We start from the raw sequence: 24,848 nt of genomic DNA, 5'->3' as shown, positions 1-24,848 counted from the left end.
CTGCTGCCACAGCATGGACCGCCATCCCGGCCCGGTGCTGTCGTCGCGGCCGGGCGCTGTCGTCGCGGCCCGGCGCAACCCGGGCGGGCGGGCGGCTAGATTGGCCGGGTGCGTATCGCTCGTTTCGCTCATCCCAAGGGAATGTCGTTCGGCGCGGTCGAGGGTGAACCGGGCGCCGGTCCGGACGCGTTGACCGTCGCCGAGATCGAGGGCCACCCGTTCGGCCAGATCAGCTTCAGCGGAGAACGCTGGGCCCTGGCCGACGTACGGCTGCTCTCGCCGATCCTGCCCAGCAAGGTGGTGTGCGTCGGCCGCAACTACGCCGAACACGCCGCCGAGCACGGCTCGGAGGTGCCCAAGGAGCCGCTGCTCTTCCTCAAGCCGTCCACCTCGGTGGTCGGGCCGCGGGACGCCATCCGGCTGCCGCAACAGTCCAAGCAGGTCGAGCACGAGGCGGAACTCGCGGTGGTGATCGGCCCGCCGGGCGCGCGCCGCGCCGACCGGACCGCGGCGCAGCGCGCGATCTTCGGCTACACCTGCGCCAACGATGTGACCGCGCGCGATCTGCAGCGCTCGGACGGGCAGTGGACCCGGGCCAAGGGCTTCGACTCGTTCTGCCCGCTCGGACCGTGGATCACCACCGGGCTGGACGTCACCGACCTGGAGATCCGCTGCGAGGTCGGCACCACGCCGGACGAGATGGAGGTACGTCAGCTGGGGCGCACCCGGGACATGGTCTTCGACGTACCGGGGCTGGTTTCGTACATCTCGCACGTCATGACGCTGCTGCCCGGTGACGTGGTGCTCACCGGCACACCGGCCGGGGTCAGCCCGCTGGAGAACGGCGAGACCGTGACCGTGCGTATCGATGGCATCGGCGAACTGTCCAACCCCGTGGTGGCGGTGGATTGACCGGCGGGTTTTTCCGCTGGTCGGAGGCGGTTTCCGGGGGTCGATTTGGCTGGCCCCACCGCACCCGGTAGAGTTCATTCCCGGCGCTGCAAAGCGCCGGTGGGGTATGGGGTAATTGGCAGCCCGACTGATTCTGGTTCAGTTAGTCTAGGTTCGAGTCCTGGTACCCCAGCCACCGATGCCCGCGAGGGTGTCGGTCGCTGGTCTCTGGTAGAGTTCAGCGGCGTTGATCGCGAGATCAGCAAGGGAAAGTCCTGGCCCCGTCGTCTAGCGGCCTAGGACGCCGCCCTCTCAAGGCGGTAGCGCCGGTTCGAATCCGGTCGGGGCTACAGATGCACGGCCCGCGTCACTCCGGTGATGCGGGCCGTTTCTCATTGTGCCCGCCACCCGCCGGCTCTGTCCGCCAAACCCCCGAACCCCCGACCCCCCCGACCCCCCGCCCCAAGCAACCTCCCCACGCCGCCCGCACCCCGCGCCTCCATTGCGCGATCTTGCACTTTGGGCCCCCGTTTCGCGCCCTTCAACCCTTTTTCCCGGGCCAAAAGTGCAAGATCGGCGGGGAGCGGGGGCGGGAGCGGGGGGGCGGGGTTGGGGGTGGGGGGTTGGGGGCTAGAGGCCGCTGAGGCGTTGGCCGGCGCGGACGACGGCCATGGCGTGCCGGTCGCCGGGGCGGCGGCCGAGCCGCTCGATGGGGCCGGAGACGCTGATCGAGGCGATCACCCGGCCGGTGCGGTCGCGGATCGGGGCGGAGACGCTCGCCACCCCGGCCTCGCGCTCGGCCACGCTCTGCGCCCAGCCGCGCCGCCGCACCTCGGCGAGGGTGCGCCCGGTGAACTTGCACCGCGGCAGCAGCGGCATCACCGCCTCCGGCGGCTCCCAGGCCAGCAGCACCTGGGCGCCGGACCCGGCCGTCATGGGCAGCACCGAGCCGATCGGCACGGTGTCACGGAGTCCACTGGCCCGCTCGGCGGCGGCCACGCAGATCCGCTCGTCGGCCCGCCGCAGGTAGAGCTGGGCGCTTTCGCCGGTCGCGTCGCGCAGCGCCGTGAGCAGCGGCTCGGCCGCGGTGAGCAGCACGTCGGGCGCGGCGTTGGCCAGCTCGCCCAGGCGCGGCCCGGGGCGCCACCGGCCCTGCGGGTCCCGTACGAGCATCCGGTGGATCTCCAGCGCCTGCGCGAGCCGGTGCGCGGTGGCCCGGGGCAGCTTGGTGCGTTCGACGAGTTCGGCCAGGCTGGCGCCGTCCACGCAGGCGGCAAGGATGACGACCGCCTTGTCGAGGACGCCGACACCACTCATACTGTGTCCCACAAGACGAAACTTACCTCCCAAACTTTAGGATGTCCAGATGGTGGGAGACACTCATCAGCGGTCGATGCCGCGGACCCTGGCCGAGAAGGTGTGGGACGCGCACGTGGTGCGTGCGGCCGACGGCGAACCGGACCTGCTCTACATCGACCTGCACCTGGTGCACGAGGTGACCAGCCCGCAGGCCTTCGATGGCCTGCGGGCGGCGGGTCGCCCGGTCCGCCGGCCGGACCTCACGGTGGCCACCGAGGACCACAACACCCCCACCGGGTACGCCGAACCCGGCGCCTCGGCCCGGCGGGGTGACCTGCTCACGGTGGCCGACGTCACGTCCCGGACCCAGCTCGAGACGCTGCGGCGCAACTGCGCCGAGTTCGGCGTCCGGCTGCACGCGCTCGGCGACGACCAGCAGGGCATCGTGCACGTCATCGGCCCGCAGCTGGGCCTCAGCCAGCCCGGCATGACCATCGTCTGCGGCGACTCGCACACCTCCACCCACGGCGCGTTCGGCGCCCTGGCCTTCGGGATCGGCACCAGCGAGGTCGAGCACGTGCTGGCCACCCAGACCCTGCCGCAGCACCGCCCGAAGACCATGGCCGTCACGGTCACCGGCGAGCTGGCCCCCGGGGTCACCGCCAAGGACCTCGTGCTGGCCCTCATCGCCCAGGTCGGCACGGGCGGCGGCCGGGGCTACGTCGTGGAGTACCGCGGCGAGGCGATCCGAGCGCTCTCCATGGAGGGCCGGATGACGGTGGCCAACATGTCCATCGAGTGGGGCGCCAAGGCCGGCATGATCGCGCCGGACGAGACCACCTTCGCCTACCTGCGCGGCCGGCCGCACGCGCCCACGGGCGCGGCGTGGGACGAGGCGGTCGCCCACTGGCGGAGCCTGGCCTCCGACGCCGGCGCCCGGTACGACGCCGAGGTGCTGCTGGACGCCGGCCGGATCAGCCCGTTCGTCACCTGGGGCACCAACCCCGGTCAGGGCATCGGGCTGCAGGGTACGGTCCCGGACCCGGAAGAGCTGTCCTCCCCGCAGGATCGGGCGGCGGCGCGGCGCGCCCTGGAATACATGGACCTGCGCCCCGGTACGCCGCTGCGCTCCGTGCCGGTGGACGTGGTCTTCCTCGGTTCCTGCACGAACGGGCGGCTGGAGGACCTGCGGGCGGCCGCCGACGTGATCCGGGGACGCCGGGTGGCCGACGGGGTACGGATGCTCGTGGTGCCCGGTTCGGCCGCGGTCCGCGAGGCGGCCGAGGCCGAGGGGCTGGACAAGATCTTCTCGGACGCCGGCGCCGAGTGGCGGTTCGCCGGCTGTTCCATGTGTCTGGGCATGAACCCGGACACGCTGCGGCCGGGGGAGCGCTCCGCCTCCACCTCCAACCGCAACTTCGAGGGCCGGCAGGGCCGCGGCGGCCGTACCCACCTGGTGTCGCCGGCGGTGGCGGCCGCCACCGCGGTGCTGGGCCGGCTGGCCGCGCCGGCGGACCTGTAGACGAGGGGACGGACATGGAAAAGTTCACCGTGCACACCGGGACGGCCGTGCCGCTCCGGCGTTCCAATGTGGATACGGATCAGATCATCCCCGCCGTCTACCTCAAGCGGGTGACCCGAACGGGTTTCGAGGACGCGCTGTTCGCGGCGTGGCGGCAGGATCCCGGATTCGTGCTCAACGAACCCGCCCGGGCGAACGCGTCGATTCTCGTGGCCGGGCCCGAGTTCGGCACCGGATCGTCGCGGGAACACGCCGTCTGGGCGCTGCGCGACTGGGGATTCCGGGCCGTGCTGGCACCGCGCTTCGGCGACATCTTCCGGGGCAACGCTCTCAAGGAGGGCCTGCTGCCGGTCGAGTTGGAATTGGCCGCCATCGAGCAATTGTGGGACCTGACGGAAAGCGATCCATCGGTGACCGTCACGGTAGATCTGATCTTGCGCGAGGTGCGGGCCGGTGCGGGTCGATGGCCCTTCCCGCTCGACGATTTCAGCCGGTGGCGGCTGCTCGAAGGGCTGGACGACATTGGACTCACGCTTCGCCACGAATCGCTGATCACCGATTTCGAGCGGACCAGACCGGCGTTCCTGCCGACGGTGGGATAGCGCCGCCACGGCCGGGTGCGGCACCCAAAGAGCCGTCCCGGCCGGGGCGAATCCCGTGCCACATCACGTCTTCCGGCCCCGCGAAGCGGCCCTTGTGGCGAGAATCCGTTACGACACAAGGGATTTTTTGGAGCAGATGTTTGTTTCCGCGGGTCACAGGGCATACGGTGCGCGCAGAATGGCTCGCGTTGAGTCCAGTTGCACATCAGGAGGAAGTCGTGAACAAGGCCGAGCTCATCGAGGCGCTCACGGATCGCCTCGGGGACCGGAAGACGGCGACGGCGGCGCTCGACGCGGTCCTGGCGGAGATTCAGGCGTCGGTGGCCAAGGGCGAGAAGGTGGCAATCACCGGCTTCGGTAGCTTCGAAAAGCGGGAGCGCGGGGCGCGAACAGCCCGCAACCCACGGACCGGGGAACCGGTCAAGGTCAAGAAGACATCGGTTCCCGCCTTCAAGGCGGGCACGGGCTTCAAGGAGATGGTGGCCAGCGGCCGCGCTCCGAAGAGCACCGTGGCGGCCAAGAAGTCCACCGGCCCGGCCCGGACGACCGCGACCAAGGCCCCGGCCAAGTCGACCGCCAAGGCGACGAAGGCCGGCACCTCGCGGACGGCCGCCGCGAAGAAGACCACGGCCAAGAAGACGGCGACGAAGGCGGCCACCAAGACGACCACGGCCGCCAAGAAGACCGCGACCAAGGCCACCGCCAAGAAGACCACGGCGAAGGCCACCAAGACGGCCGCCAAGAAGGCGCCGGCGAAGAAGACCACGGCCCGGCGCTGATCGGGGACGGCGCGGACGCCTCGGGGGCGGTCACCACACTGGTGGCCGCCCCCGACGCTGTCCGCCACGTCGCCGCCCGCGCCCGTGCGGTGCCCGTTGCCCGTGCCCGTGCGGTGCCGGTGCCCGTGCCTGGCGCCGCGCCGCCCGTGCGGTGCCGGTGCCCGTGCCGTGTCGCCGCCCGTGCGGTGCCGGTGCCGGTGCCCGTGCCGTGTCGCCGCCCGTGCCGCGTCGCGGCTCCCGCCGCCCGCGCCGTGCAGGCGCCCGCGCCCGCGCCACGCACGCTTCGGCGACACCGTGGGCCGGGGGGTTTGTCAGGGCGCGGGGGACAGGGAATCCGCGGCCACGAGACGGCCGCCCGAAAAGGCCAGCAGCCATCCGGTGCCCTTGGCCGTGTCATGGTCCCGGCGCCGGGCCCGCCCGACGGCCGGCGCCGCCCCGGCCGGCGCGACGCGACCCGGCGCGACGCGACCCGGCGCGACGCCACCCGGCGCGACGCCATCCGCCGCAACGCCGTCCGCCGCAACCCCGTCCGGCGTAACGACGTCCGGCATAGCCCCGTCCGGCGCGGCGACTGCCGCGATCGCGGTTAGCAGGTCGAGCGCGGGCGGCAGCACCTTGCCCTGGCTGCACAGCACGACCGGCTGCCCCTCGACGGCCAGCTCGGCCAGCCGGCCCGCCAGGGCCAGGGCCCGTTCCTGCGCGTCCTGCCCGGGCTTCGGCTCGGCCAGGTCCGAGTCCACCTCGATCGACAGGTCGAGCCGCTCGGCGAGCGGGTCGAGGGTCTGCACGCAGCGCAGCGCCGGGGCGGACAGCAGGCGTACCGGGCGCAGCAGCGCGAGCAACGGCGCCACCGCGGCGGCCTGCCGACGCCCGTCCGGGTCCAGCGGGCGGGCGTTGTCCGGCGCCGTCCAGGTGCCCCGCTTGTACGCGCTGGCGTGCCGGACCACGGCCAGCTCGCACGACACCTGGGGCAGCTCGGCGAAGGCCAGCAGAACCCGGCGGTCGTGCGGGTAGCTGGTCAGCTCGACGGCGGCCGGCACGGGTAGCCAGCGCACCTCGTCCACCTCGTCGTGCGGCCGGAACTCGCCGTACCCGGCAACCCGCATCGACCAGTAATCGACCGCCTTGGGACGGCCGTCGCTGCGGTAACGCGTCCCGGGCAGCCGGACCTGCGGCACGGCCGCGACGGCCGTCTCCTCGGCCACCTCGCGGACGGCCGCGAGCATCGGGTGCTCCCCGGGCTCCAGCTTGCCCTTGGGCAGCGACCAGTCGTCGTACCGGGGCCGGTGCACCAGGCACACCTCGGCCTCGGCGCCGGCGCCCCGGTGCAGCACCCCGCCGGCCGCCCGAACGGCGGTCACGGCAGCCAACCCGTCCGACCCTGCTCGTCGGCCCGTTGCCACGCCTCGGGAAACTCCGCCCGTGCCGCCCGGATGGCGGCCCGCTCCCGCTCGAACAGCCGACCCGCCGTGACGGCGACCGCATGGTCGTGCGGAAGCTCCGCGGCCAGCTCGAGCCAGGTCTGGGCGGCCACGTGGGCGTCCTGGTGCTCCCCGAGCAGCGACTGCACCCGGGACAGCGCCTTGGCCAGCCGCCGCGGGCCGCCGCCGAGCACCGGCGCCACCGCGTCGAGCGCGTACCGGGCCTTCTTGCCCTCGATCCGTACGGCATGCCACCGCTCGTCCGGGTCGAGCGCTCCCAGCTGCTGCGGGGCGATCCGGTCCCCGCCCCCGCCGGCCAGCCGCCGCCACGGCTTGGCCACCAGCCCGGGCAGCACGTCGGCGGCCTTCCTGGCGGCCGCCGCGGTGAGTCGCGGCTCCCGGGTGGCGTCCACGAGCGCCCCGACCAGCGCCCGGTAGCGCGCCGACCCGAGGGCCTCGGCCACCGCGGCCAGGGCCCGCTCCTGGCGGGCCGCCAGCAGCGCGTCCAGCCGGTCTACGGCGGCGGTGTCGAGCGGACTGACCGGGTCGGCGGCGGCGGTCAGCCGCAACCGCTCCCGCTGCACCTCGGCGTCCCGGGCTTCGCCGAGCACGCCGGCGATCCACTTGAGCTCGTCGCGCAGCGGATCGGCGAAGCCGCCGGCCAGCAGCGGCCCGAAGGTCCGCAGATCGCTGCGCAGGCGGCGGCAGCCGACCCGCATCTGGTGCACCGGGGTGTCGCCGTCCGGCAGCGGCTCGCCGAGGCGTACCAGGGGGTCGTGCTCCAGGATCCGCGCCACGTCGCGCCGGATGGCGGCCACGGCCACGTCGCCGGCCGTCGGCTTGGCCGGCAGGTCGCCGGCCGGCACCAGATCGGGCGGCCCGGCGGCCGCCGGACCCAGCGCGCGCACGTGCTTCGGCACGAAGCTGCCGGCCCGCGCGCCGGCGGCCACCAGCGCGGGCTCGAGCCGGTCCAGCAGCTCCCGGTCATCGCTCTTGCGTTCGACCTCCAGCTCCCGGAACGTGGCCGTGACGCGCTTGCCGTGCAGCACCTCCACCGCGTCGTCGGCGATCTCCGCCAGCAGCCGGCCGGCGTCCAGCACGTCGTACGCCCGCCGCACGGTCCGGACCACCGCGGCCGGTTCCAGTCCGGCGCCCCGGCTGTACGCGGTCACCAGCGCCACCAAGTCGGCCGGCGGGCTGCCCCGGCGGCCGGCCCGGGAGATCTCGTGGCGTACCCCGGTGGTCCCGGTGGGCAGCTTGACCGTCCACGGCCGCTCGTCGCCCTGGCGGTGCCGCAGCGAGACGCCGGCCCGGGCCAGCCGGAGATCGGGGGTGTCGAAGTAGGTGGCGGTGAGCGTGGCCGGCGGGTGCTCCAGCACTCGGCTGTGTTTCGGCAGGCTCGCGATCAGGTCCGGCAGCACGAAGCCCGGGTCGACCTCGTACTTGCGTTCCTCCTCAAGCATCGATCGACCCTAGCCCGGTCATGCCGTGGCCGCTTGGGTCACGCTGCCCTCGACCCGGCGCAGCAGCGCCTCCTGCAGGTGCATGAGCGGCCGGTCCGGCGTGCCGACGCGGCGGTGCCAGCTGCCGTCGGCGGACAGTTCGAACGCCTCCACGTCGTCGCTCATGGCGGCGGACATCACAAAGTCCAACTCGGCCCGGGCCACCGGATCGGCGACCTGGACCAGCGCCTCCACCCGGCGGTCCAGGTTGCGGTGCATGAGGTCGGCCGAGCCGATCCAGAACTCGCCGGCGCCGCCGTTGCCGAACCGGAAGACGCGGGAGTGTTCCAGGAACCGGCCCAGGATCGACCGGACCCGGATGTTGTCCGACAGCCCCGGTACGCCGGGCCGCAGCATGCACATCCCGCGGATCAGCAGGTCCACCTGGACGCCGGCCCGGGACGCCCGGTAGAGCGCGTCGGTGACCTCCTCGTCGACCAGCGCGTTCACCTTGATCTGCACCAGCCCGCGGTTGCCCAGCCGGGTGTGCTCGATCTCCCGTTCGATCCGTTCGATCAGGCCGGTCCGGATGCCGTGTGGGGCCACCAGCAGCCGCCGGTAGGCGGTCTGCCGGCTGTACCCGGTGAGCACGTTGAACAGGTCGGTGAGGTCGGCGCCGACGGCCGGATCCGCGGTGAGCATGCCGAAGTCCTCGTACAGCCGGGCCGTCTTGCTGTGGTAGTTGCCCGTGCCGATGTGGCAGTACCGCCGCAGCTGGCCGCCCTCCTGCCGGACCACCAGCGCCGTCTTGCAGTGCGTCTTGAGCCCGACGAGCCCGTACACCACGTGGCAGCCGGCCCGTTCCAGCATCCGGGCCCAGCCGATGTTGGCCTGCTCGTCGAACCGCGCCTTGATCTCCACCAGCACCACCACCTGCTTGCCGGCGGCGGCCGCCTCGACCAGCGCGTCGACGATTGGCGAGTCGCCGCTGGTGCGGTAGAGGGTCTGCTTGATGGCCAGCACGTTCGGATCGGCCGCGGCCTGCTCGATGAACCGCTGCACGCTGGTGGAGAACGAGTGGTACGGGTGGTGTACCAGCACGTCGCCGTCGCGCAGGGTGGCGAAGACGCTGCGCGGCACCTCGCCCTCGACCAGCCGGGGATGGGTGGCCGGCACGAACGGGCGGTCCTTGAGGTCGGGCCGGTCGCACTCCTCGTAGACCTGCCACAGCGAGGCCAGGTCCAGCAGGCCGGGCACCCGGAGCACGTCGTGGGCGTCCATGTCCAGCTCGCGGACCAGCAGCTCGAGCACCTCGTCGGAGATCGAGGCGTCCACCTCGAGGCGTACCGGCGGGCCGAACCGGCGGCGGGCCAGCTCCCGCTCCAGCGCCTGCAGCAGGTCCTCGTCGCGGTCCTCGTCGACCTCGACCTCGGCGTTGCGGGTCACCCGGAACAGGTGGCACTCGTCCACCACCATCCCGGAGAAGAGCTGGCCCAGGTGGGTGGAGATGAGATCCTCCACCGGCAGGAAGTGGACGCCGGGCGCCTCCTGCTCCACGCGGACGAACCGGGGCACGTTGTTCGGCACCTTGACCCGGGCGAAGAACCGGGGCCCGCCGTCCGGGTCCCGGACCGCCACGGCCAGGTTGAGCGACCGCCCGGAGATGTACGGGAACGGGTGCGCCGGGTCCACGGCGAGCGGGGTGAGCACCGGGAAGATGTGCTCGCGGAAATAGATCCGCAGCCGCTCGCGCTCGGACTCCGGCAGGTCGTTCCAGCGCAGCAGGTGGATGTCCTCGGCCGCGAGCTTGGGCTGCACGTCCTGGACGAAGCACCGGGCGTGCCGGGCCACCAGGTCGGCCGTCCTCTCGCCGATGAGCTCCAGCTGGGTCCGCAGCGGCAGCCGGTCGCCGCCGCGCACCGGCAACCCGGCCTGCAGCCGGCGCTTCAGCCCGGCCACCCGGACCATGTAGAACTCGTCCAGGTTGCTGGCGAAGATGGCCAGGAACTTGGCCCGTTCCAGCAGCGGGGTGCCCGGATCCTCGGCCAGGGCCAGCACCCGGGCGTTGAAATCGAGCCAGGAGAGTTCCCGGTTGAGGAAGCGATCCTCGGGCAGCGGGTCGGGCGCCGGCGGCAGGTCGTCGTCGGGCATCGGGATGTCGTCCGAACCCGCCGGATCCCCGGCCGCCCCGCCGGTGGGCCGGAACCGGCCGTCGGGGCCGCGCGAGCGGGAACCGGTCGGCCGGCCGTTGCTCAGCATCGGGGTGGGCGTGCCGTCGTCCGGGATCGGCGTCCCGGCGGAGGCGTCGGCCCGGTCGCCTGGGGCGGTCGTGTCCGCCCGGTCGCCGGCGGCCGGGCCGGCCGCTCGCCGGGAGTCTGCACGGTGGTTCTCGTCGGGGGCGGGGGCGCGGTCGGGCGGGGTCACCAAACCATCATCACCCGATCGGGGTTAACGAAACATGAACAAACCGCCTGTTGATCATTGAAAGGTCGGCAGCGTCACCCGGTCGATCCGGCCGTCCGGCGACTGCTCGACGCGTACCCGTTGACCCAGCCGGAGCAGCCGGAGCCCGGAGGCGTCGAAGGCGGCGGCCGGGAAGTCCAGCCGGGTGCCGTCATCGAGCAGCAGGGTGCCCGACCGCGTCGCCGGGTCGAAGGTCGCCACCGTCCCCTGCATACCGAGCACCGTACCCCCGTCGCCCCTGCGGGGAGAGCGACTTGAGATCTTGGATTCTCGCCACCCCGCGCGGGGCAGCGAGATCCAAGATCTTTCTGCTGGGAGGCCCACCGGTGTGCCGGGGGTCTGTCAGCCGTTCAGCGGTGCGGCGTACAGCCGGCCCACCAGCGCCGCCGTGTGCCGGCCCAGCCCGAGCACCGCGGCCGCGGCCAGGTCGGCCGCCGTGTCGACGTCCCGGCGCAGGCTGGGCCAGGCGCCGCGCAGCGGGCGCGCCCCGGACGCCGCGTGCGCGGCGGCGGACCCGGGGCCGAAGCAGGGCGCCAGCGGTACGCCCGCGGGCGCGGCGAGCAGCACCGTGCCGGTGCCCGGGGTGTCCGGCACGAAGCGCCGTTCCGGCGGCTCGGCCGCGGCGGCGCGCAGCGCGGCGGCCAGCTCCACGGGCCGCAGCGCCGGCAGGTCGGCGGTGAGCGCGGCCACCGGCCTCCCGGCGGCCAGCTCGGCGCCCAGCGCGAAGGCCCGGTTGAGGTCGCCCTCGTCGCCCTCGGGGACCAGCCGCACGGGCAGTGGCTCGAGGGCCTCGGCCAGCCGGTCCTCGCCGGTGACGACCAGCACGTCCGCCACGTCCGGGCAGGCCACGGCCGCCGCGATGGTGTCGGTGGCCAGAGCCAGCGCCAGGCGCTCGTGCGGCACCTCGTCGAGCGCGCCGCGCAGCCGGCTCTTGGCCGCGTCCAGGCGCTTGACCGCCAGCACCGCCGTCCAGATCGACCCGCTCACACGGCAATCCTGCCAGCCGCCCCCGTGGCGCTCCGCACGGCGTCGGCCCGGCGAAGGAAGGGCCCCCTGTTATCGCTTTTCGCATAGGAAGGGGCCCTTCTTAACGCCGGGGCGGCCCGGGACCGGCGCCACGGCGCCGACCCGGGATGGCCCCTCGCTGGCCGCCGCCGGGGCGAGCAGGCATGATTTCGGCTGCGGGCGTCGCCGACGGCGCCGGCGGTGGGGTATCCGAGGAGGCACGGTGGCGCGGCGCAGGCTGGGATTCTGGCGACGTCTCGTGGTCCTGTTGGTCAAGCCGCCGCTGGTGGTGTGGACCCGCCGGGAATGGTCTGGCCAGCAGCACCTGCCGCCCGCCGGCGGGTTGATCATCGTGCCCAACCACATCTCGCACGCCGACCCGCTGGTCTCGGCGCACTACGTGTACGACGCCGGGCGCTGGCCGCAATACCTGGCCAAGGCCAGCGTCTTCAAGGTGCCGGTGGTCGGCTGGATCCTGCGCCGGGTGAAGCAGATCCCCGTGGAGCGGGGAACGGTGGATGCCGCCCGCTCGCTCGACGAGCTGGTGGCGGCGGTCCACGACGGCGCCGCCGTGATCATCTACCCGGAGGGGACCACCACCCGGGAACCGGATCTCTGGCCCATGCGCGGCAAGACCGGCGCGGCCCGGCTCGCGCTCGCCACCGGCGCGCCGGTCGTGCCGGTGGCGATGTGGGGACCGGAGCAGATCTTCGATCCCCGGACGAAGAAGGTCGACCTGCGCCCCGGGTTGCGGATGAAGGTCACCGCCGGTCCGCCGGTGGACCTGGGCCGGTGGGCGGGGGCCAGCCCGAGCCGGGCCACCCTCGACCAGATGACCGAGGAGATCATGCTGCGGATCCGGGACCTGGTGGCCGAGCTGCGCGGCCAGGACCCGCCGCCGCTGTGGTCCAGGGAGGCCGGCGCCGCCCCGCGCGGGGTGGCGCGCGACGCCGATGCCGATGCCGACGCGCGTCCGCAGGAGAGCGGATCATGAGCCGGCACGCCGTCGTGCTGGGCGCCGGATCCTGGGGTACGGCCTTCGCCAAGCTGCTCGCCGACGCCGGCCGGGACGTGCGGATCCTGGCCCGGCGGGAACAGGTGGCCGCGAACATCCGGTCCACCGGCATGAACCCCGAGTACCTGCCGGGCCTGCGGCTGTCGGAACGGGTCAGCGCCACCACTGATCCGGCCGAGGCGATTCCCGGCGCCGACCTGGTGGCCCTGGCCGTGCCATCCCAGACCATGCGCGGCAACCTCGCCAAGTGGGCCGGCTTCCTCGACCCGGACGCCACGCTGGTGTCCCTGATGAAGGGCATCGAGCTGGGCACCACCCGGCGGATGAGCGAGGTGATCGTGGAGACGGCCGGGGTGGCGGCCGACCGGGTCGCCGTGGTCTCCGGCCCCAACCTCGCGCCGGAGATCGCCGACGAACAGCCGGCGGCCACCGTGGTCGCCTGCTCGGACATCGACCGGGCCACGTTCGTGCAGCGGGCAATCGCCACGCCGTACTTCCGGCCGTACACCAACGACGACGTGATCGGCGCGGAGCTGGGCGGCGCGGTCAAGAACGTCATCGCGCTGGCGTACGGGATGGCCACCGCCATGGGCCTGGGGCACAACACCCGGGCCATGCTCATCACCCGGGGACTGGCCGAGACGGCCCGGCTGGGGGTGGCGCTCGGCGCCGACCCGCTGACCTTCGCGGGCCTGGCCGGAATGGGCGACCTGGTGGCCAGCTGCTCGTCGCCGCTGGCCCGGAACCGGACCTTCGGCGAGCACCTGGGCCGGGGGGAGACCCTCGAACAGGCTCAGGCGGCCACCCGGCAGACCGCCGAGGGCGTGAAGAGCTGCCTGTCGATCCGGGATCTCGCCCGGATCCACGGCGTCGAGATGCCGATCACCGAGCAGGTCGAGCTGGTGTGCCACGAGGGCGTCTACCCGCGGGTGGCGATGGCCGCGTTGATGGCCCGGTCGCCGAAGCCGGAATGAGCGAGCCCGGCGGCGCTCCGGCCGCATCCGGCGACGGCGGGACCGCGCCCGGCGGGACCGCGCCCGGCGGGGTTGCGTCCTGCGGGACCGCGCCCGGCGGGACCGCGCCCGGCGGGGTTGCGTCCGGCGGGACCGCGCCCGGCGGCGGCGGGGATCCGCACGGCGCCGGCGGGTACGGCGACGGCACCCGGTGCGTACACGCTGGTCTGCCGGACCCCGAGCCCGGACGGCCGTTCCTGCCCGGCCCGGTCTTCGCGGCGCCCTACCACCTGGATCCGGCGGTCGGGCCGGCCGCGGCGCCGGATTCCTACGGGCGGCCGGACAACCCCAGCCTGCGGCTGCTGGAGGCGGCCATCGGCGAGCTGGAGGGCGGCGACTGCCTCACCTTCGCCAGCGGCCAGGCCGCGATCACCGGCGTGCTGCTGGCGCTGCTCCGCCCGGGTGACCGGGTGGTGCTGCCGGCCGACGGCTACTTCCCGGTGCGGGCGTTCGCCACCGACACCCTCCGGGAACTCGGGGTGGACGTCACGCTCGTCCGCACGGCCGGGCCGTACCCGGACCTGGCCGGCGTCCGGCTCGTGCTGCTGGAGACGCCCGCGAACCCGGGCCTCGACGTCTGCGACATCGCGGCGCTGGCCGGCCGGGCGCGGGCCGCCGGCGCGCTGCTGGCGGTCGACAACACCGCCGCCACGCCGCTGGGCCAGCGCCCCCTCAACCTCGGCGCCGACCTCGTGGTGGCGTCCGGCACCAAGGCGCTGACCGGCCACTCGGACCTGCTGCTCGGCTACCTGGCCACCCGGGACGCGGCGCTGGCCGGCCGGCTGCGGGCCTGGCGCAAGGTGACCGGGGCGATCCCCGGCGCCTTCGAGGCGTGGCTGGCGCACCGCTCGCTGGCCACCCTGGACCTGCGGCTGGCGCGGCAGTCGGCGAACGCGGCCGCCGTGGCCGCCCTGCTGGCCGGCCGGCCCGAGGTGACCGGGGTGCGCTGGCCGGGCCTGCCGGCCGACCCCGCGTACCCGGTGGCCGTGACGCAGCTGCGCCGGATGCCCGGCCTGGTGGGCTTCGACCTCGGCGACGCCGGCCGGGTGGCGGCGTTCCTCCGGGCCGCCCGGCTGGTGTTCGCGGCCACCTCGTTCGGCGGCGTGCACACCACGGCGGACCGGCGGGCGCAGTGGGGCGACGACACCGCGCCCGGGTTCGTCCGGCTCTCCTGCGGCATCGAGGACACCCCGGACCTGCTCGCGGACCTCACGGCCGCGCTCGACGCGGTACGGGCGGGCTGAGGCCGCGTGGCGTCGCCGGCGACCGACCGGGCGGCCCTCGTCGCGCGGCTGCGCGCGGCCGGGTGCGTCTTCGCCGAGGACGAGGCCGAGCTGCTGCTCGGCGCGGCCGCGACGCCGGCGGCGCTCGAACCGCTGCTGCGGCGCCGGCTGGCCGGCGAGCCCCTGGAACAGGTCCTCGGCTGGGCCGAGTTCTGCGGCCACCGGGTCGCGGTGGCGCCGGGGGTGTTCGTACCGCGGCAGCGGACCGCCCTGCTGGTGGACGCGGCGGTGTCCGTGGCCGGCGAGCGGCCGGGCATCCTGGAGCTGTGCTGCGGCACCGGCGCGATCCTGCTCGCCGTGGCGCACCGGGTTGCCCCGGGCTGGTCGGTGGCCGCCGACATCGACCCGGCCGCGGTGGCGTGCGCCCGCCGCAATCTCGCGCCGGTCGGCGCCCGGGTGCTGGCCGGCGATCTCTTCGAGCCGATACCGGCCGACCTGCGCGGCCGGGTCGACCTGCTGCTGGCGAACGCGCCGTACGTGCCGGCCGACCGGATCGGCTACCTGCCGCCGGAGGCGCGGCTGTACGAGCCGGCCGCCGCGCTCTGCGGTGGCCCGGATGGGCTGGACCTGCTGCGCCGGATCGCCGAGGCCGCGCCGGACTGGCTGGCGCCGGGCGGGCACCTGCTGGTGGAGACGAACCCGGACCAGGCCGGGGAGCTGTCCCGGACGCTGGTCCGGCACGGCCTGACGCCCGAGGCGCGACACGACGAGGAGTCCGGGACGACCGTGCTGCTCGGCCGCCGGGAAGCGACCACACGGGGGGCGTTCCGCCGGTCGGCCCGTTAGGGTCTGTTTCACGTGTGAAACAAACCCGGATCTCCGGCCAACCCGGCGGGATCGCGGCGGCGAGAGGTGGGGCGATGAGCGGCGTGCGGCTACCGGTGGTGGTCGGCCTCGACAACGGTGGCACCAGCAACAACGCCACCGTGCTGGATTCCGCCGGTCAGTTCCTGACCGACCGGTTGGTGGAGACGCCCAGCCGGGTGCACGACGGGCCGGTGGCCGCCGTGGCGGCCCTCGCCGAGGCCATGGACGCCGTGCTGGCCGCCGTGGGCGTGCGCCGGGACGCGGTGCTCGGGGTGGGCCTCGACTCGCCGGGGCCGGCCAGCGCGGACGGGGTCATCTCGTCGAAGGGTTCCACGAACTTCTCCGAGCCGGAGTGGCGCGGGTTCGACTTCCGGGGCGCGCTCCAGGCAAAGCTCGGGCTGCCGGTCGTGTACCACAACGACGGCAACGCCGCGGCGCTCTACGCGCACCATGTCGCCTTCGGGTCGGCGGCCGCCGAACGATCGTCCGTCTCCGCCATCGTGGGCACCGGGCTGGGCGGCGGGCTGGTCGAGCGCGGGCTGGTGATCTCGGGCGCCGCCGGGATGGCGGGCGAGCTCGGTCACGTCCACCTGCCGCTGGACGGGCTGCTCGAGCCCGGCCAGCCGGTGCCGATCTGTGCCTGCGGGTTCGCCGGGGACGCCGAGAGCTTCGCCTCGCTGACCGGCATCGTCCGCAACCTCCTGCCGTACTGGCTGAGCCGGTACCCCGACCACCCGCTCGCCGCGGTCGGCTCGCCCGCCGAGGCGGCCAAGCAGGTCCGGGGGTACGGGGTGGCCGGCGACGAGATGGCGCTGCGGATCTTCGGCCAGCAGGCCGCGGCGCTCGGCCGGCTGTTCACGCTCGCGGCCAACTTCACCGATCCGCACGCGTACTTCCTGGGCGGCGGGGTGGTCGAGGCGACCCCCGAGTTCGGCCGCTGGTATCTCGACGAGGTCCGCCGGAACACGACCCTGCGGGCCGAGCAGGCCGCCGTGGTCCGGTTCGACCTCGTACCGGACCTGGACGCCGCTGGCGCCCGCGGCGTGGCCATCGCCGCCATGACCGCACTCCGCGGCTGACCCGGGCGCCGGCTCCGCGCCGGGGAAGCGGCGCGGAGCCGGCGTGACGCCGGCCTCCGGGTGTCGGTCCGCAGGCCGGTCGCGCCGGCCTCCGGGTGTCGGTCCGCAGGCCGGTCGGCCACGAGGGGTCCGGGGTGGCGCGCGGTGCCTAACGCGGCGCCGGGTCGCCGGGCGGGGCGGCCGCGAAGGCCGCCCAGGACGCGGCCGGGAAGCGCAGGACCGGCCCCGCCGCGTCCTTGGAGTCGCGCACCCCCACCTCGGCGGCGGCGACCCGCACCTCGACGCAGGCGCCGTTGTCGCCGCTGTGGCTGCTCTTGTGCCAGCCGGATCTCCTCGGCTGCGGAGTTGTCTTCGGCACGTCAGTGTCCTTTCGCGAGGCGGGCGATCAGTTGCCGGCTGGCATCCGGGCTCAGCGCGACGGCCCGCAGGTTCTCCATGACCCTGGTGCAGGTGCGTAGGTCGGCCGGACGGTCCAGGGTGAGCTGTCCGGCGACGGTTTCCACCGAGGCGAGGATCGGGTCGGTGGGGTCGGCGAACTCGAGGATGTGCAGCGAGCCGCCCGTGCCGCGGTGGTAGCCGGCGGAGAGCGGTACCACCTGCATCGTGACGTTGGGCAGCTCGGCGACCTTGAGCAGCTGGTTGAGCTGTGCCGCCAGTACGCCGGCGCCGCCGACCGGCCGCAACAGCGCGGCCTCGTCGAAGATGGCGTCCAGCAGCGGCGGTTCGGGCTCGGTCAGCCGTTCCTGACGGCTGAGCCGGGCCTGCACCCGCTGTTCGACCGCGCTGTCGGACAGGGTGCTGGGCGCCCCGCGCATGACCGACCGGATGTAGTCGGCGGTCTGCAGGAGGCCCGGGATGACGCAGGGCTCGAAGTTGGCGATGGCCGTCGCCTCGGATTCGAGCGCGATGAAGTCCAGCGTCCGCCGGTCGAGGACGTCCGAATAGGACTGCCACCAGCCGGGGATGCGGACCTCCCGGGCCAGCCGGATGGCGGCCGCCGTCTCGTCCTCACCCACCGCGTACAGGGTGAGCAGGGCGCGTACGGTGGCCGGGCTGACCAGCGTCTGGGCGTTCTCGTACCGGGAAAGGGTGCTCCGGGTGCTGTTTATCTCGTCGGCTGCCTCCTCGAGGGTGAGGCCGGCCGCCTCGCGGAACGAGCGGAGCGCGAAGCCGAGGCGGCGGGCACGTGCGGTTTTCGGGGCCATGGGCCGATAGTGGCATAGACAAACGGGAATACCTGCATGAGAGAACGGCCGTGAGAGTTGCATTCATTTTTTCCCATCGGCCAATGTGTATGTGCATCCTCACTGCCAGTGGTCGCGTGGACGGTGGCGGTGGGTGATGGGGGATGAGGCGCGCGACGACCGGGCCCCCCTCGTGCCCGGTCGCCGTGTGCCCGTCTCCGGTCGCCGTGCCCGCCGCCCGCCTGGAGGATCGACGATGATCTGGAGCCGACCCGGAGGCCCGTGCCCGGCCGCCGGCGAACGGACCGGTGGACCATGGTGACCACCCGGTATCTCGTCGTGCTCACCGATGTCCGGCCGCTCACCGAGACCGGCCGGGACGAGCGGTCCGCGCCGGAACGCCGGCGCCAGGTCGTGGGCGCCAACGACCGGGAGGCGGCCGAGCGCATCGCGGGGGCGTTCATGGCCCTCGGCATGGTCCGCGCCGGCCGGCAGCGGGTGAAGGTGCTGGCCGTCGGCCGCCGCCGTCCCGGGCAGGCCGACTGAGCCGACCGCCCGGAGCCACGGGCCGGGCCGGGCTAGACCGGCCGGGCGGCAAGACCGGCTGGGCGGCAAGACCGGCCGGGCGGCAAGACCGGCTGGGCGGGAAGACCGGCCGGCACGGCCGGGCGGACCGGTCCAGGCCGACCACGTCCGGCGGGTTTGCGGGCCCGCCGGGTGGTTAAACGCCGGTCGGCCCCCCATGCCGGGCGCGGAGTAGGGTCACCCGGAACGCACCGGCCCCACGGGCGTACGGGCGTATGGTCCGTCACCTGTGCCGCGCGAACGAAAGGTGAGCTGAGTGACCAGCCCAGGCAAGACCCGTGTCGCCGTTGTCTTCGGGGGCCGCAGCCCGGAACACGGCATCTCGGCCGTCAGCGCGGGCAGCGTGATCTCCGCGCTCGACCCGGACGAGTACGAGGTGGTGCCGGTGGGCATCACCCGGGCCGGTCAATGGGTGCTGGCCGGCGGGGATCCGGGCCAGCTGGCGATCAGCGAACGGCGGCTGCCGGAGATCACCGCGGGCACCGGCGCGGCCGTGGTGCTGCCGGCCGACCCCACCGGGAACGGCCTGCTGGTGCTCGACCCGGCCGCCGGTCCGAGCGCCCTGTCCAGCGTCGACGTGGTGTTCCCGGTGCTGCACGGCGCCTACGGCGAGGACGGCACCATCCAGGGCCTGCTGGAGATGGCCGGCATCCCGTACGTCGGGTCCAACGTCTTCGCCTCCGCCGCCGCCATGGACAAGGAGTTCACCAAGAAGCTCTGCGCGGCCGAGGGCATCCCGTCCGGTCCGTACGCGGTGCTGCGCGCCGGGATGACGCTGCCCGACGCCGACAAGGACCGGCTCGGGCTGCCGGTGTTCGTGAAGCCGGCGCGGGCCGGCTCGTCCTTCGGCATCAGCCGGGTGACCGACTGGGACGACCTGGACGCCGCGGTGGCGAAGGCCCGCGAGGTGGACCCGAAGGTCCTGGTCGAGGGCGCGATCGTGGGCCGTGAGATCGAGTGCGGCGTGCTCGAGGGGGAGACCGGCGGGGCGCCGGAGGCGTCGGTGCTGGCCGAGGTACGGGTGATCACCGACCACGACTTCTACGACTTCGAGGCCAAATACCTCGACGACTCCTGCGAGTACGACATCCCGGCGAATCTGCCCGACCGGGTGACCGCGCAGATCCGGGACTACGCGTGCCGGACGTTCACCGCGCTCGACTGCGCGGGCCTCGCCCGGGTCGACTTCTTCGTCACCCCGGAGCTGGACGTCTATCTCAACGAAATCAACACGATGCCCGGCTTCACGCCGACGTCGATGTTCCCGCGGATGTGGGCCGCCGCCGGCCTGGAGTATCCCAAGCTGGTCAACCGGCTCATCCGTACCGCCCTGCACCGCGGCACCGGCCTGCACTGAGCCACCGGCGCGACGGGCGCCGCTACGGCCCGGCTCGGGGGCCGGTCCCGCCGGCCCGCCGAGCGCCCGCCGGCCCGGTCAGCCGGTGCAGCCGAAGGGCAGCTTCCCGGCGCGCTCCGGGACGGCCGCGGCCGCGGGGGTGGAGACCGGCGCCACCATCTGCAGCGCCTGCGGGTACGCCTGCGGCACGGTGACCTGGATCGGCACCTCCCGGTCGACCGTGGTCAGCTCGGTGGCGTCGGCACGCTGCACGGGGTGCCAGCAGACGCCGTTGATCTTCCAGACGTCGTCGGTCGACGGCACCTCCGGCGCCGGCACCCCGCAGCGGAGGATCAGCGCCGGGTCGCCGTACGCGGCGTTCTGCTCGGCGCCGGCCGTGACCGGCCGCCGGGCCAGGTCGTTCAGCTTCGGCGGCAGCTTCGCGGTCAGCGCCCGGCAGAGGGTGGCGGCCCGCCCGCCCAGCGCCGGCGCATTCACCGGGACCACCGCGGTGGACTGCGGCCGCGGCCGGGGGGCCGCCGAGGCCGAGGCCGCGGGCCGGGGGGCGTCGTCCGGCCAGAGCGCGACGGCCGCGATCCCGGCCAGCAGCGCGATGGGTACGGCCACGGCCGTGGCCCACAGCGCGGCCACCCGGGTGGTACGGTCCGGCCGCTTCCCGGCCGGTGGTTCCGCGCTCACCTACAGCCGCACCACGGAACAGGTGAGCGTCCGGGTGATGCCGGGCACCAGCTGCACCTTGCTGACGATCATCTTGCCGAGCTCGTCCACGGTGTGCGCCTCGGTGAGCACCACCACGTCGTACGGGCCGGTGACGGCGTCCACCCGGACGACCCCGGGGATTCCGCCGATCTCTCCGGCCACGTCACGCGCCCGTCCGACCTCGGTCTGGATGAGGATGTACGCCTGGACCATGATCCGACTCCCGTCCCGCCGCCGAGCGGCTCGAGGAGAGAAAATACCGTACTGACCGGCGCGGAGAGTGACCGGTGGGCTTCGGAGGGAACCGTGCGGAGCAGGGTGGCAGCGCAGGAGGACAGGCCGTGAGCGCGAGGAGCTGGCCGGTTTTGCCAGCCCCGCAGTCGCGAACAGAGGTGTCCGGGGTGAGCGCGAGGAGCTGGCCGGTTTTGCCAGCCCCGCAGTCGCGAACAGAGGTGTCCGGGGTGAGCGCGAGGAGCTGGCCGGTTTTGCCAGCCCCGCAGTCGCGAACAGAGGTGTCCCGGTGAGCGTGGCGGACATCGGCGAGTTCGGGCTGATCGCCCGGGTGACGGCGCGGCTCGACCCCGGCCGGGCCAGCCTGCTCGGGCCGGGCGACGACGCGGCCGTGGTGGCGGCCCCGGACGCCCGGGTGGTGGCCTGCACCGACGTGCTGGTGGACGGCCGGCACTTCCGGCGGGACTGGTCCAGCGCCACCGATGTGGGGCACCGGGCCGCCGCGGCGAACCTGGCCGACATCGCGGCCATGGGCGCGCTGCCCACCGCCCTGCTGGTGGCGCTCTGCGTGCCGCCGAACCTGCCGGTGGAGTGGGCCGAGGGCCTGGCCGAGGGGCTGTCCGCGGAGGCCGCCAAGGTGGGCGCGGGGGTGGTCGGCGGGGACATGTCGGCGAGTCCCACGATCACGGTGGCGGTGACCGCGCTGGGTGACCTGGCGGGCGGGTCGCCCGTGCTCCGGTCCGGCGCCCGGCACGGGGACGTGGTGGCGCTGGCGGGACGGACCGGGCACGCGGCCGCCGGCCTGACCGTGCTGTCCCGCGGGTTCCGCACCCCGAAGGTGCTGGTCGGGGCGTACCGGCGGCCGGAGGTGCCCTACCTCGCCGGGCCGGCGGCCGCCCGGGCCGGCGCCACCGCGATGATCGACGTGTCGGACGGCCTGCTGGCCGACCTCGGCCACGTGGCCGAGGCCAGCGGCGTGGCCATCGACCTGCGGCGGGACGCGTTCGAGGCGCCCCGGCAGATGAGTGACGCCGCACAGGCCCTCGGGGTCGACCCGTACGACTGGATGCTCACCGGCGGCGAGGACCACGCGCTCGCGGCCACCTTCCCGGCGCGGGTCGCGCTGCCCGACGGCTGGCGGCCGGTCGGCCGGGTCGGTGTGGGCAGCGGGGTGACGGTGGACGGGCAGCCGTACGCCGGGCCGCCCGGCTGGGACCACTTCCGCTGATCGCCGCCGTTCGCGCCGGTCGTAGGCTTTGGGAGTGAGCGGGATCGAGATCAGAAGCGTCCGGTACGACGACCCGGTGGCCACCGCGCTCACCACGGCGGCCCTGGCCGACCTGGGCCAGCGGTACGGCGGCAATGGCGACGACACCCCGGTGGACGCGGCCGACTTCACCCCGCCCACCGGGGCCTTCCTGGTGGCGTACCTCGGCGGCGAGCCGGTCGGCTGCGCCGGCTGGCGCAGCCACGGCGATGCCGGCGAGGAGGCGGAGCTGAAGCGGATGTTCACGGTCGGGGCGGCCCGCGGCCGCGGGGTGGCCCGGGCACTGTTGGCGGCCGTGGAGGGCTCGGCCCGGGAGAGCGGGCGCAAGCGGATCATCCTGGAGTGCGGCGAGAAGCAGCCCGAGGCGATCAAGCTGTACGAGTCCAGCGGCTATGAGCAGATTGAGAACTTCGGCTACTACCGCGACTACCACGGCTGCCTCTCCTTCGGCCGCCCCCTCTGATCCCTGGCCCCGATCCCCCTCGGCGATCTTGCAGTTTCGGCCCCCCATTTGCCATCTTCGGTGGCAAATGCCCGGGCCAAAAGTGCAAGATCGCCCGAGAGGGAGCGGGGGAGGGGACGCGAAGAGCCGCCGGGTCGTGACGACCCGGCGGCTGCTCGGTGCTCTGGTGACGCCGGTGGCGTCAGGCGCGGGTGACCTTGCCGGCCTTGATGCAGGAGGTGCACACCTGAAGCTTCTTGGTGGTGCCACCACCGGCCGGGGTCCGCACCGACTGGATGTTCGGGTTCCAGCGGCGGTTGGTCCGCCGGTGCGAGTGGGACACGTTGTGGCCGAAGCCCGGTCCCTTGCCACAGACGTCGCACACGCTAGCCACGGGATACTCCTGAAGTCTGATTTCGTACGTGAGGTCGCCAGCAGGCGCTGCCCGGGCAACCTGGCCAGGTTACCCGATGCCCACCCGTGCCGGCCAATCGCCTCCGCCCCGGCGCCGCCGCCGGCCCGGCGCGCGGCGGCTGTCGGCGGTCGCCAGTAGGCTTTTCGCGTGCTGGAGACCCTCGACGCCGCCGCCGTACGCCGGTGGTGCTCGGGCGGGCTCACCGCGCTGCGCCGGCACCAGAGCGAGATCGACGAGCTTAACGTCTACCCGGTGCCCGACGGCGACACCGGGACCAATCTCGTGCTCACCCTCACCTCGGCGCACCAGGCGCTCATCGCGGAGTTCGACGGTCGGGATGGGGGGCGGTTGTCGCACGGGCAGGCGCTCCGGCTGATGGCCCGGGGGGCGCTGCTGGGCGCCCGGGGCAACTCCGGGGTGCTCGTCTCGCAGATTCTCCGGGCATTCGCCGAGGAGCTCGGCGAGACCACCCCGGCGCGCGGGCGGGCCCTTGCGGCCGCGTTGCGGGCGGCGACGTCGGCCGCCTACGCGGCGGTCGCCGAGCCGGTCGAGGGGACGCTGCTGACCGTGGCCGCCGCGGCCGCCGCGGCGGCCAACCGGGCGGACAGCGACGATCTGCGGGCGGTGGCCCGGGCCGCCGCGGCGGCCGCGGCCGAGGCGCTCGCGCGCACCCCCGAGCAGTTGCCGGCGCTGGCCCGGGCCGGGGTGGTCGATGCCGGCGGCCGGGGGCTGTGCCTGCTGCTGGACGCCCTCGCCGAGACCGTGACGGGGAACCGGGAGCCGGCAAGCGCGGGCGAGCGGCCGGGCGGGTCTGCCGCGCGGTCCGGGTCGGTGGCCCGGCGGTCGAGTGGGTCGGCGGCTGGGCGGTCCGCAGGGTCCCTGCCCGAGCGGCCCGGCGGGTCGGCGTGGCCCGGCGGGTCCGTGGACCGCCGAGCCGGCGGACCCGTGGACGGCGGCCCCGTGGACGGCCGGGCCGGCGGGTCCGCGTGGCCCGGCGGGTCCGCCGGCCGGGGTCAGGCCGCGAGTCCGGGCACGCCGGAGGGCCCATCCGGGTACGAGTACGAGGTGCAGTATCTCCTCCGGGCCGCCCCGGCCGCGGTGGACCGGCTCCGCGCGGTGCTCGGCGAGCTGGGCGACTCGCTCACGGTGGCCGGTGACGGTGGCGCCGACGGGGATCCCACCTGGAACGTGCATGTGCACGTCGACGACATCGGGGCGGCCATCGAGGCGGGAATGGCCGCGGGTCGCCCGTACCGGATCTCGGTGACCAGGCTGACCGGCGCGGACCGCGACGGCCCGCCCCGGCTCGCCGGCGCGGAGCTGCCGGCCGGGCGGGACCGCGCCGCGGTGGTGGTGGCCGCCGGCGACGGCCTGGCCCGGCTGTTCGCGGCCGAGGGCGCAACGGTGGTGGGCGGCAACCCGTCGATCGGTGAGCTGCTGGCCGCGATCGAGTCCACCGGGGCGCCCCGGGTGGTGGTCCTGCCGAACGACCCGAACGCCCGCTCGGTGGCCGACGCCGCCGCCGTGGAGGCGCACAAGCACGGCGTACGGGTCAGCGTGGTGCCCACCCGCTCGCCGGTGCAGGCGCTGGCGGCGCTGGCCGTTCGCGATCCGGCGCGGCGCTTCGACGACGACGTCATCGCGATGGCCGAGTCGGCCGGAGCCTGCCGGTACGGCGAGGTCTGCCACGCCTCCCGGGAGGCGCTCACGGTGGCCGGCCGGTGCCGCCCCGGCGACGTGCTGGGGCTGGTGGAGGGCGAGGTCAACCTCATCGGCGCCGACCTGACGCAGACCTGCCGGGCGCTGCTGGACCGGATGCTCGGCGGCGGCGGCGAGCTGGTGACCCTGCTGTTCGGCGCCGGCGCGCCGGACGGGTTGGACCAGGAGCTTCGGGCCTACCTGGCCGGCCGTTGGCCGTTCGTGGAGGTCCAGGTGTACGACGGCGGCCAGCCCAACTACCCGCTGCTGGTCGGCATCGAATGAGCCGGCGTGGGATGAGCCGGCGTCACATGGGTCGCCGGAACGGGCCGGCGCGGGCCACGGGGAG

24 protein-coding genes, 2 tRNA genes and 1 pseudogene are annotated in these 24,848 nt (G+C 74.3%); 16 read left to right on the top strand and 11 right to left on the bottom strand.

What is annotated here, in order from left to right:
- Positions 1–108: 108 nt before the first annotated feature.
- The 3 genes from ACFFHU_RS07105 to ACFFHU_RS07095 all read left to right on the top strand — a co-directional run bounded on the left by ACFFHU_RS07105 (position 109) and on the right by ACFFHU_RS07095 (position 1,241).
- Positions 109–912 carry a fumarylacetoacetate hydrolase family protein gene (locus ACFFHU_RS07105; protein WP_377336874.1) on the top strand — a complete coding sequence of 268 codons (804 nt, stop codon included), beginning with the start codon at positions 109–111 and terminating at the stop codon, positions 910–912.
- A gap of 100 nt (positions 913–1,012) precedes the next feature.
- Positions 1,013–1,087 (top strand) — tRNA-Gln (locus tag ACFFHU_RS07100).
- Positions 1,088–1,168: 81 nt separating this feature from the next.
- A tRNA-Glu gene (locus ACFFHU_RS07095) sits at positions 1,169–1,241 on the top strand.
- 280 nt (positions 1,242–1,521) lie between these two features.
- Here the strand turns inward: ACFFHU_RS07095 and ACFFHU_RS07090 are convergent.
- Complete coding sequence (locus tag ACFFHU_RS07090) at positions 1,522–2,208, bottom strand: IclR family transcriptional regulator (RefSeq protein WP_377336873.1); 687 nt, start codon at positions 2,206–2,208, stop codon at positions 1,522–1,524.
- Positions 2,209–2,257: 49 nt separating this feature from the next.
- Here ACFFHU_RS07090 and leuC point away from each other — a divergent pair, with 49 nt between their 5' ends.
- The 3 genes from leuC (at position 2,258) to ACFFHU_RS07075 (ending at position 5,093) form a co-directional block, all read left to right on the top strand.
- Positions 2,258–3,712, top strand: a complete 1,455-nt coding sequence (gene leuC, locus ACFFHU_RS07085) for a 3-isopropylmalate dehydratase large subunit (protein ID WP_377336872.1) — start codon at positions 2,258–2,260, stop codon at positions 3,710–3,712.
- Positions 3,713–3,726: 14 nt separating this feature from the next.
- Entirely contained in the window at positions 3,727–4,314 is a 588-nt protein-coding gene (leuD, locus tag ACFFHU_RS07080) for a 3-isopropylmalate dehydratase small subunit (protein WP_377336871.1), read from the top strand.
- A 218-nt stretch (positions 4,315–4,532) separates the two neighbouring features.
- Positions 4,533–5,093: an HU family DNA-binding protein gene (locus ACFFHU_RS07075; RefSeq protein WP_377337271.1), complete on the top strand. Its 561-nt coding sequence runs from the start codon at positions 4,533–4,535 to the stop codon at positions 5,091–5,093.
- 584 nt (positions 5,094–5,677) lie between these two features.
- On the opposite strand, the pseudogene ACFFHU_RS07070 reads toward ACFFHU_RS07075, so the two are convergent.
- The 5 genes and pseudogenes from ACFFHU_RS07070 to cofC all read right to left on the bottom strand — a co-directional run.
- Positions 5,678–6,463 (bottom strand): annotated as a pseudogene (locus tag ACFFHU_RS07070) (NUDIX domain-containing protein); the annotation flags it as partial.
- Positions 6,451–7,977, bottom strand: coding sequence for a CYTH and CHAD domain-containing protein (locus tag ACFFHU_RS07065; RefSeq protein WP_377336870.1), 1,527 nt, complete (start codon positions 7,975–7,977; stop codon positions 6,451–6,453). The pseudogene ACFFHU_RS07070 and the gene ACFFHU_RS07065, both read right to left, overlap by 13 nt.
- 18 nt (positions 7,978–7,995) lie before the next feature.
- Complete coding sequence (locus ACFFHU_RS07060; protein ID WP_377337270.1) at positions 7,996–10,215, bottom strand: RNA degradosome polyphosphate kinase; 2,220 nt, start codon at positions 10,213–10,215, stop codon at positions 7,996–7,998.
- 219 nt (positions 10,216–10,434) lie between these two features.
- On the bottom strand, positions 10,435–10,632 hold the full coding sequence (locus ACFFHU_RS07055) for a cold-shock protein (protein WP_377336869.1): 198 nt from the start codon (positions 10,630–10,632) through the stop codon (positions 10,435–10,437).
- A gap of 129 nt (positions 10,633–10,761) precedes the next feature.
- A complete protein-coding gene (gene cofC / locus ACFFHU_RS07050) occupies positions 10,762–11,406 on the bottom strand; it encodes a 2-phospho-L-lactate guanylyltransferase (RefSeq protein WP_377336868.1) in 645 nt (214 codons plus the stop codon).
- Positions 11,407–11,647: 241 nt separating this feature from the next.
- On the opposite strand from cofC, the gene ACFFHU_RS07045 reads away from it, so the two are divergent.
- The 5 genes from ACFFHU_RS07045 to ACFFHU_RS07025 all read left to right on the top strand — a co-directional run bounded on the left by ACFFHU_RS07045 (position 11,648) and on the right by ACFFHU_RS07025 (position 16,621).
- Positions 11,648–12,418 (top strand): lysophospholipid acyltransferase family protein, encoded by a 771-nt coding sequence (locus ACFFHU_RS07045; RefSeq protein WP_377336867.1) that lies wholly within the window; start codon positions 11,648–11,650, stop codon positions 12,416–12,418.
- Positions 12,415–13,413: an NAD(P)H-dependent glycerol-3-phosphate dehydrogenase gene (locus ACFFHU_RS07040; protein ID WP_377336866.1), complete on the top strand. Its 999-nt coding sequence runs from the start codon at positions 12,415–12,417 to the stop codon at positions 13,411–13,413. Before ACFFHU_RS07045 ends, ACFFHU_RS07040 begins: the two co-directional genes overlap by 4 nt.
- A complete protein-coding gene (locus tag ACFFHU_RS07035; RefSeq protein ID WP_377336865.1) occupies positions 13,410–14,696 on the top strand; it encodes a cystathionine gamma-lyase in 1,287 nt (428 codons plus the stop codon). The genes ACFFHU_RS07040 and ACFFHU_RS07035 overlap by 4 nt, the downstream gene beginning before the upstream one ends.
- 6 nt (positions 14,697–14,702) lie before the next feature.
- A complete protein-coding gene (locus ACFFHU_RS07030; RefSeq protein ID WP_377336864.1) occupies positions 14,703–15,521 on the top strand; it encodes a putative protein N(5)-glutamine methyltransferase in 819 nt (272 codons plus the stop codon).
- Between the two features lie 74 nt (positions 15,522–15,595).
- Positions 15,596–16,621 (top strand): ROK family protein, encoded by a 1,026-nt coding sequence (locus ACFFHU_RS07025; RefSeq protein ID WP_377336863.1) that lies wholly within the window; start codon positions 15,596–15,598, stop codon positions 16,619–16,621.
- Positions 16,622–16,769: 148 nt separating this feature from the next.
- On the opposite strand, the gene ACFFHU_RS07020 is transcribed toward ACFFHU_RS07025, so the two are convergent.
- Positions 16,770–16,979, bottom strand: coding sequence for a DUF397 domain-containing protein (locus tag ACFFHU_RS07020; RefSeq protein ID WP_377336862.1), 210 nt, complete (start codon positions 16,977–16,979; stop codon positions 16,770–16,772).
- A gap of 1 nt (position 16,980) precedes the next feature.
- The gene (locus ACFFHU_RS07015) at positions 16,981–17,826 is read right to left on the bottom strand and encodes a helix-turn-helix domain-containing protein (RefSeq protein ID WP_377336861.1); all 846 of its coding nucleotides are present in this window, start codon (positions 17,824–17,826) and stop codon (positions 16,981–16,983) included.
- A 294-nt stretch (positions 17,827–18,120) separates the two neighbouring features.
- On the opposite strand from ACFFHU_RS07015, the gene ACFFHU_RS07010 reads away from it, so the two are divergent.
- The gene (locus tag ACFFHU_RS07010; RefSeq protein WP_377336860.1) at positions 18,121–18,351 is read left to right on the top strand and encodes a hypothetical protein; all 231 of its coding nucleotides are present in this window, start codon (positions 18,121–18,123) and stop codon (positions 18,349–18,351) included.
- Positions 18,352–18,646: 295 nt separating this feature from the next.
- Positions 18,647–19,747, top strand: coding sequence for a D-alanine--D-alanine ligase family protein (locus ACFFHU_RS07005; protein WP_377336859.1), 1,101 nt, complete (start codon positions 18,647–18,649; stop codon positions 19,745–19,747).
- 78 nt (positions 19,748–19,825) lie between these two features.
- On the opposite strand, the gene ACFFHU_RS07000 is transcribed toward ACFFHU_RS07005, so the two are convergent.
- Together ACFFHU_RS07000 and ACFFHU_RS06995 are read right to left on the bottom strand one after the other, a co-directional pair.
- Positions 19,826–20,425: a DUF3515 family protein gene (locus ACFFHU_RS07000; protein ID WP_377336858.1), complete on the bottom strand. Its 600-nt coding sequence runs from the start codon at positions 20,423–20,425 to the stop codon at positions 19,826–19,828.
- Positions 20,426–20,659 carry an Lrp/AsnC ligand binding domain-containing protein gene (locus ACFFHU_RS06995; RefSeq protein ID WP_377336857.1) on the bottom strand — a complete coding sequence of 78 codons (234 nt, stop codon included), beginning with the start codon at positions 20,657–20,659 and terminating at the stop codon, positions 20,426–20,428.
- A gap of 307 nt (positions 20,660–20,966) precedes the next feature.
- On the opposite strand from ACFFHU_RS06995, the gene ACFFHU_RS06990 reads away from it, so the two are divergent.
- Together ACFFHU_RS06990 and ACFFHU_RS06985 are read left to right on the top strand one after the other, a co-directional pair.
- Entirely contained in the window at positions 20,967–21,905 is a 939-nt protein-coding gene (locus tag ACFFHU_RS06990; protein ID WP_377336856.1) for a thiamine-phosphate kinase, read from the top strand.
- A 34-nt stretch (positions 21,906–21,939) separates the two neighbouring features.
- Positions 21,940–22,407: a GNAT family N-acetyltransferase gene (locus tag ACFFHU_RS06985; protein WP_377336855.1), complete on the top strand. Its 468-nt coding sequence runs from the start codon at positions 21,940–21,942 to the stop codon at positions 22,405–22,407.
- A 181-nt stretch (positions 22,408–22,588) separates the two neighbouring features.
- Here the strand turns inward: ACFFHU_RS06985 and rpmB are convergent, their stop codons facing one another.
- On the bottom strand, positions 22,589–22,780 hold the full coding sequence (rpmB, locus tag ACFFHU_RS06980; protein WP_013284551.1) for a 50S ribosomal protein L28: 192 nt from the start codon (positions 22,778–22,780) through the stop codon (positions 22,589–22,591).
- 168 nt (positions 22,781–22,948) lie between these two features.
- On the opposite strand from rpmB, the gene ACFFHU_RS06975 reads away from it, so the two are divergent.
- The gene (locus ACFFHU_RS06975; RefSeq protein WP_377336854.1) at positions 22,949–24,784 is read left to right on the top strand and encodes a fatty acid kinase ATP-binding subunit FakA; all 1,836 of its coding nucleotides are present in this window, start codon (positions 22,949–22,951) and stop codon (positions 24,782–24,784) included.
- Positions 24,785–24,848: the final 64 nt, after the last annotated feature.

The sequence above is a fragment of the Plantactinospora siamensis genome (genome assembly GCF_042434095.1).
GTDB lineage: Bacteria > Actinomycetota > Actinomycetes > Mycobacteriales > Micromonosporaceae > KBS50.
This window is presented reverse-complemented; position numbering and strand designations above follow the sequence as displayed.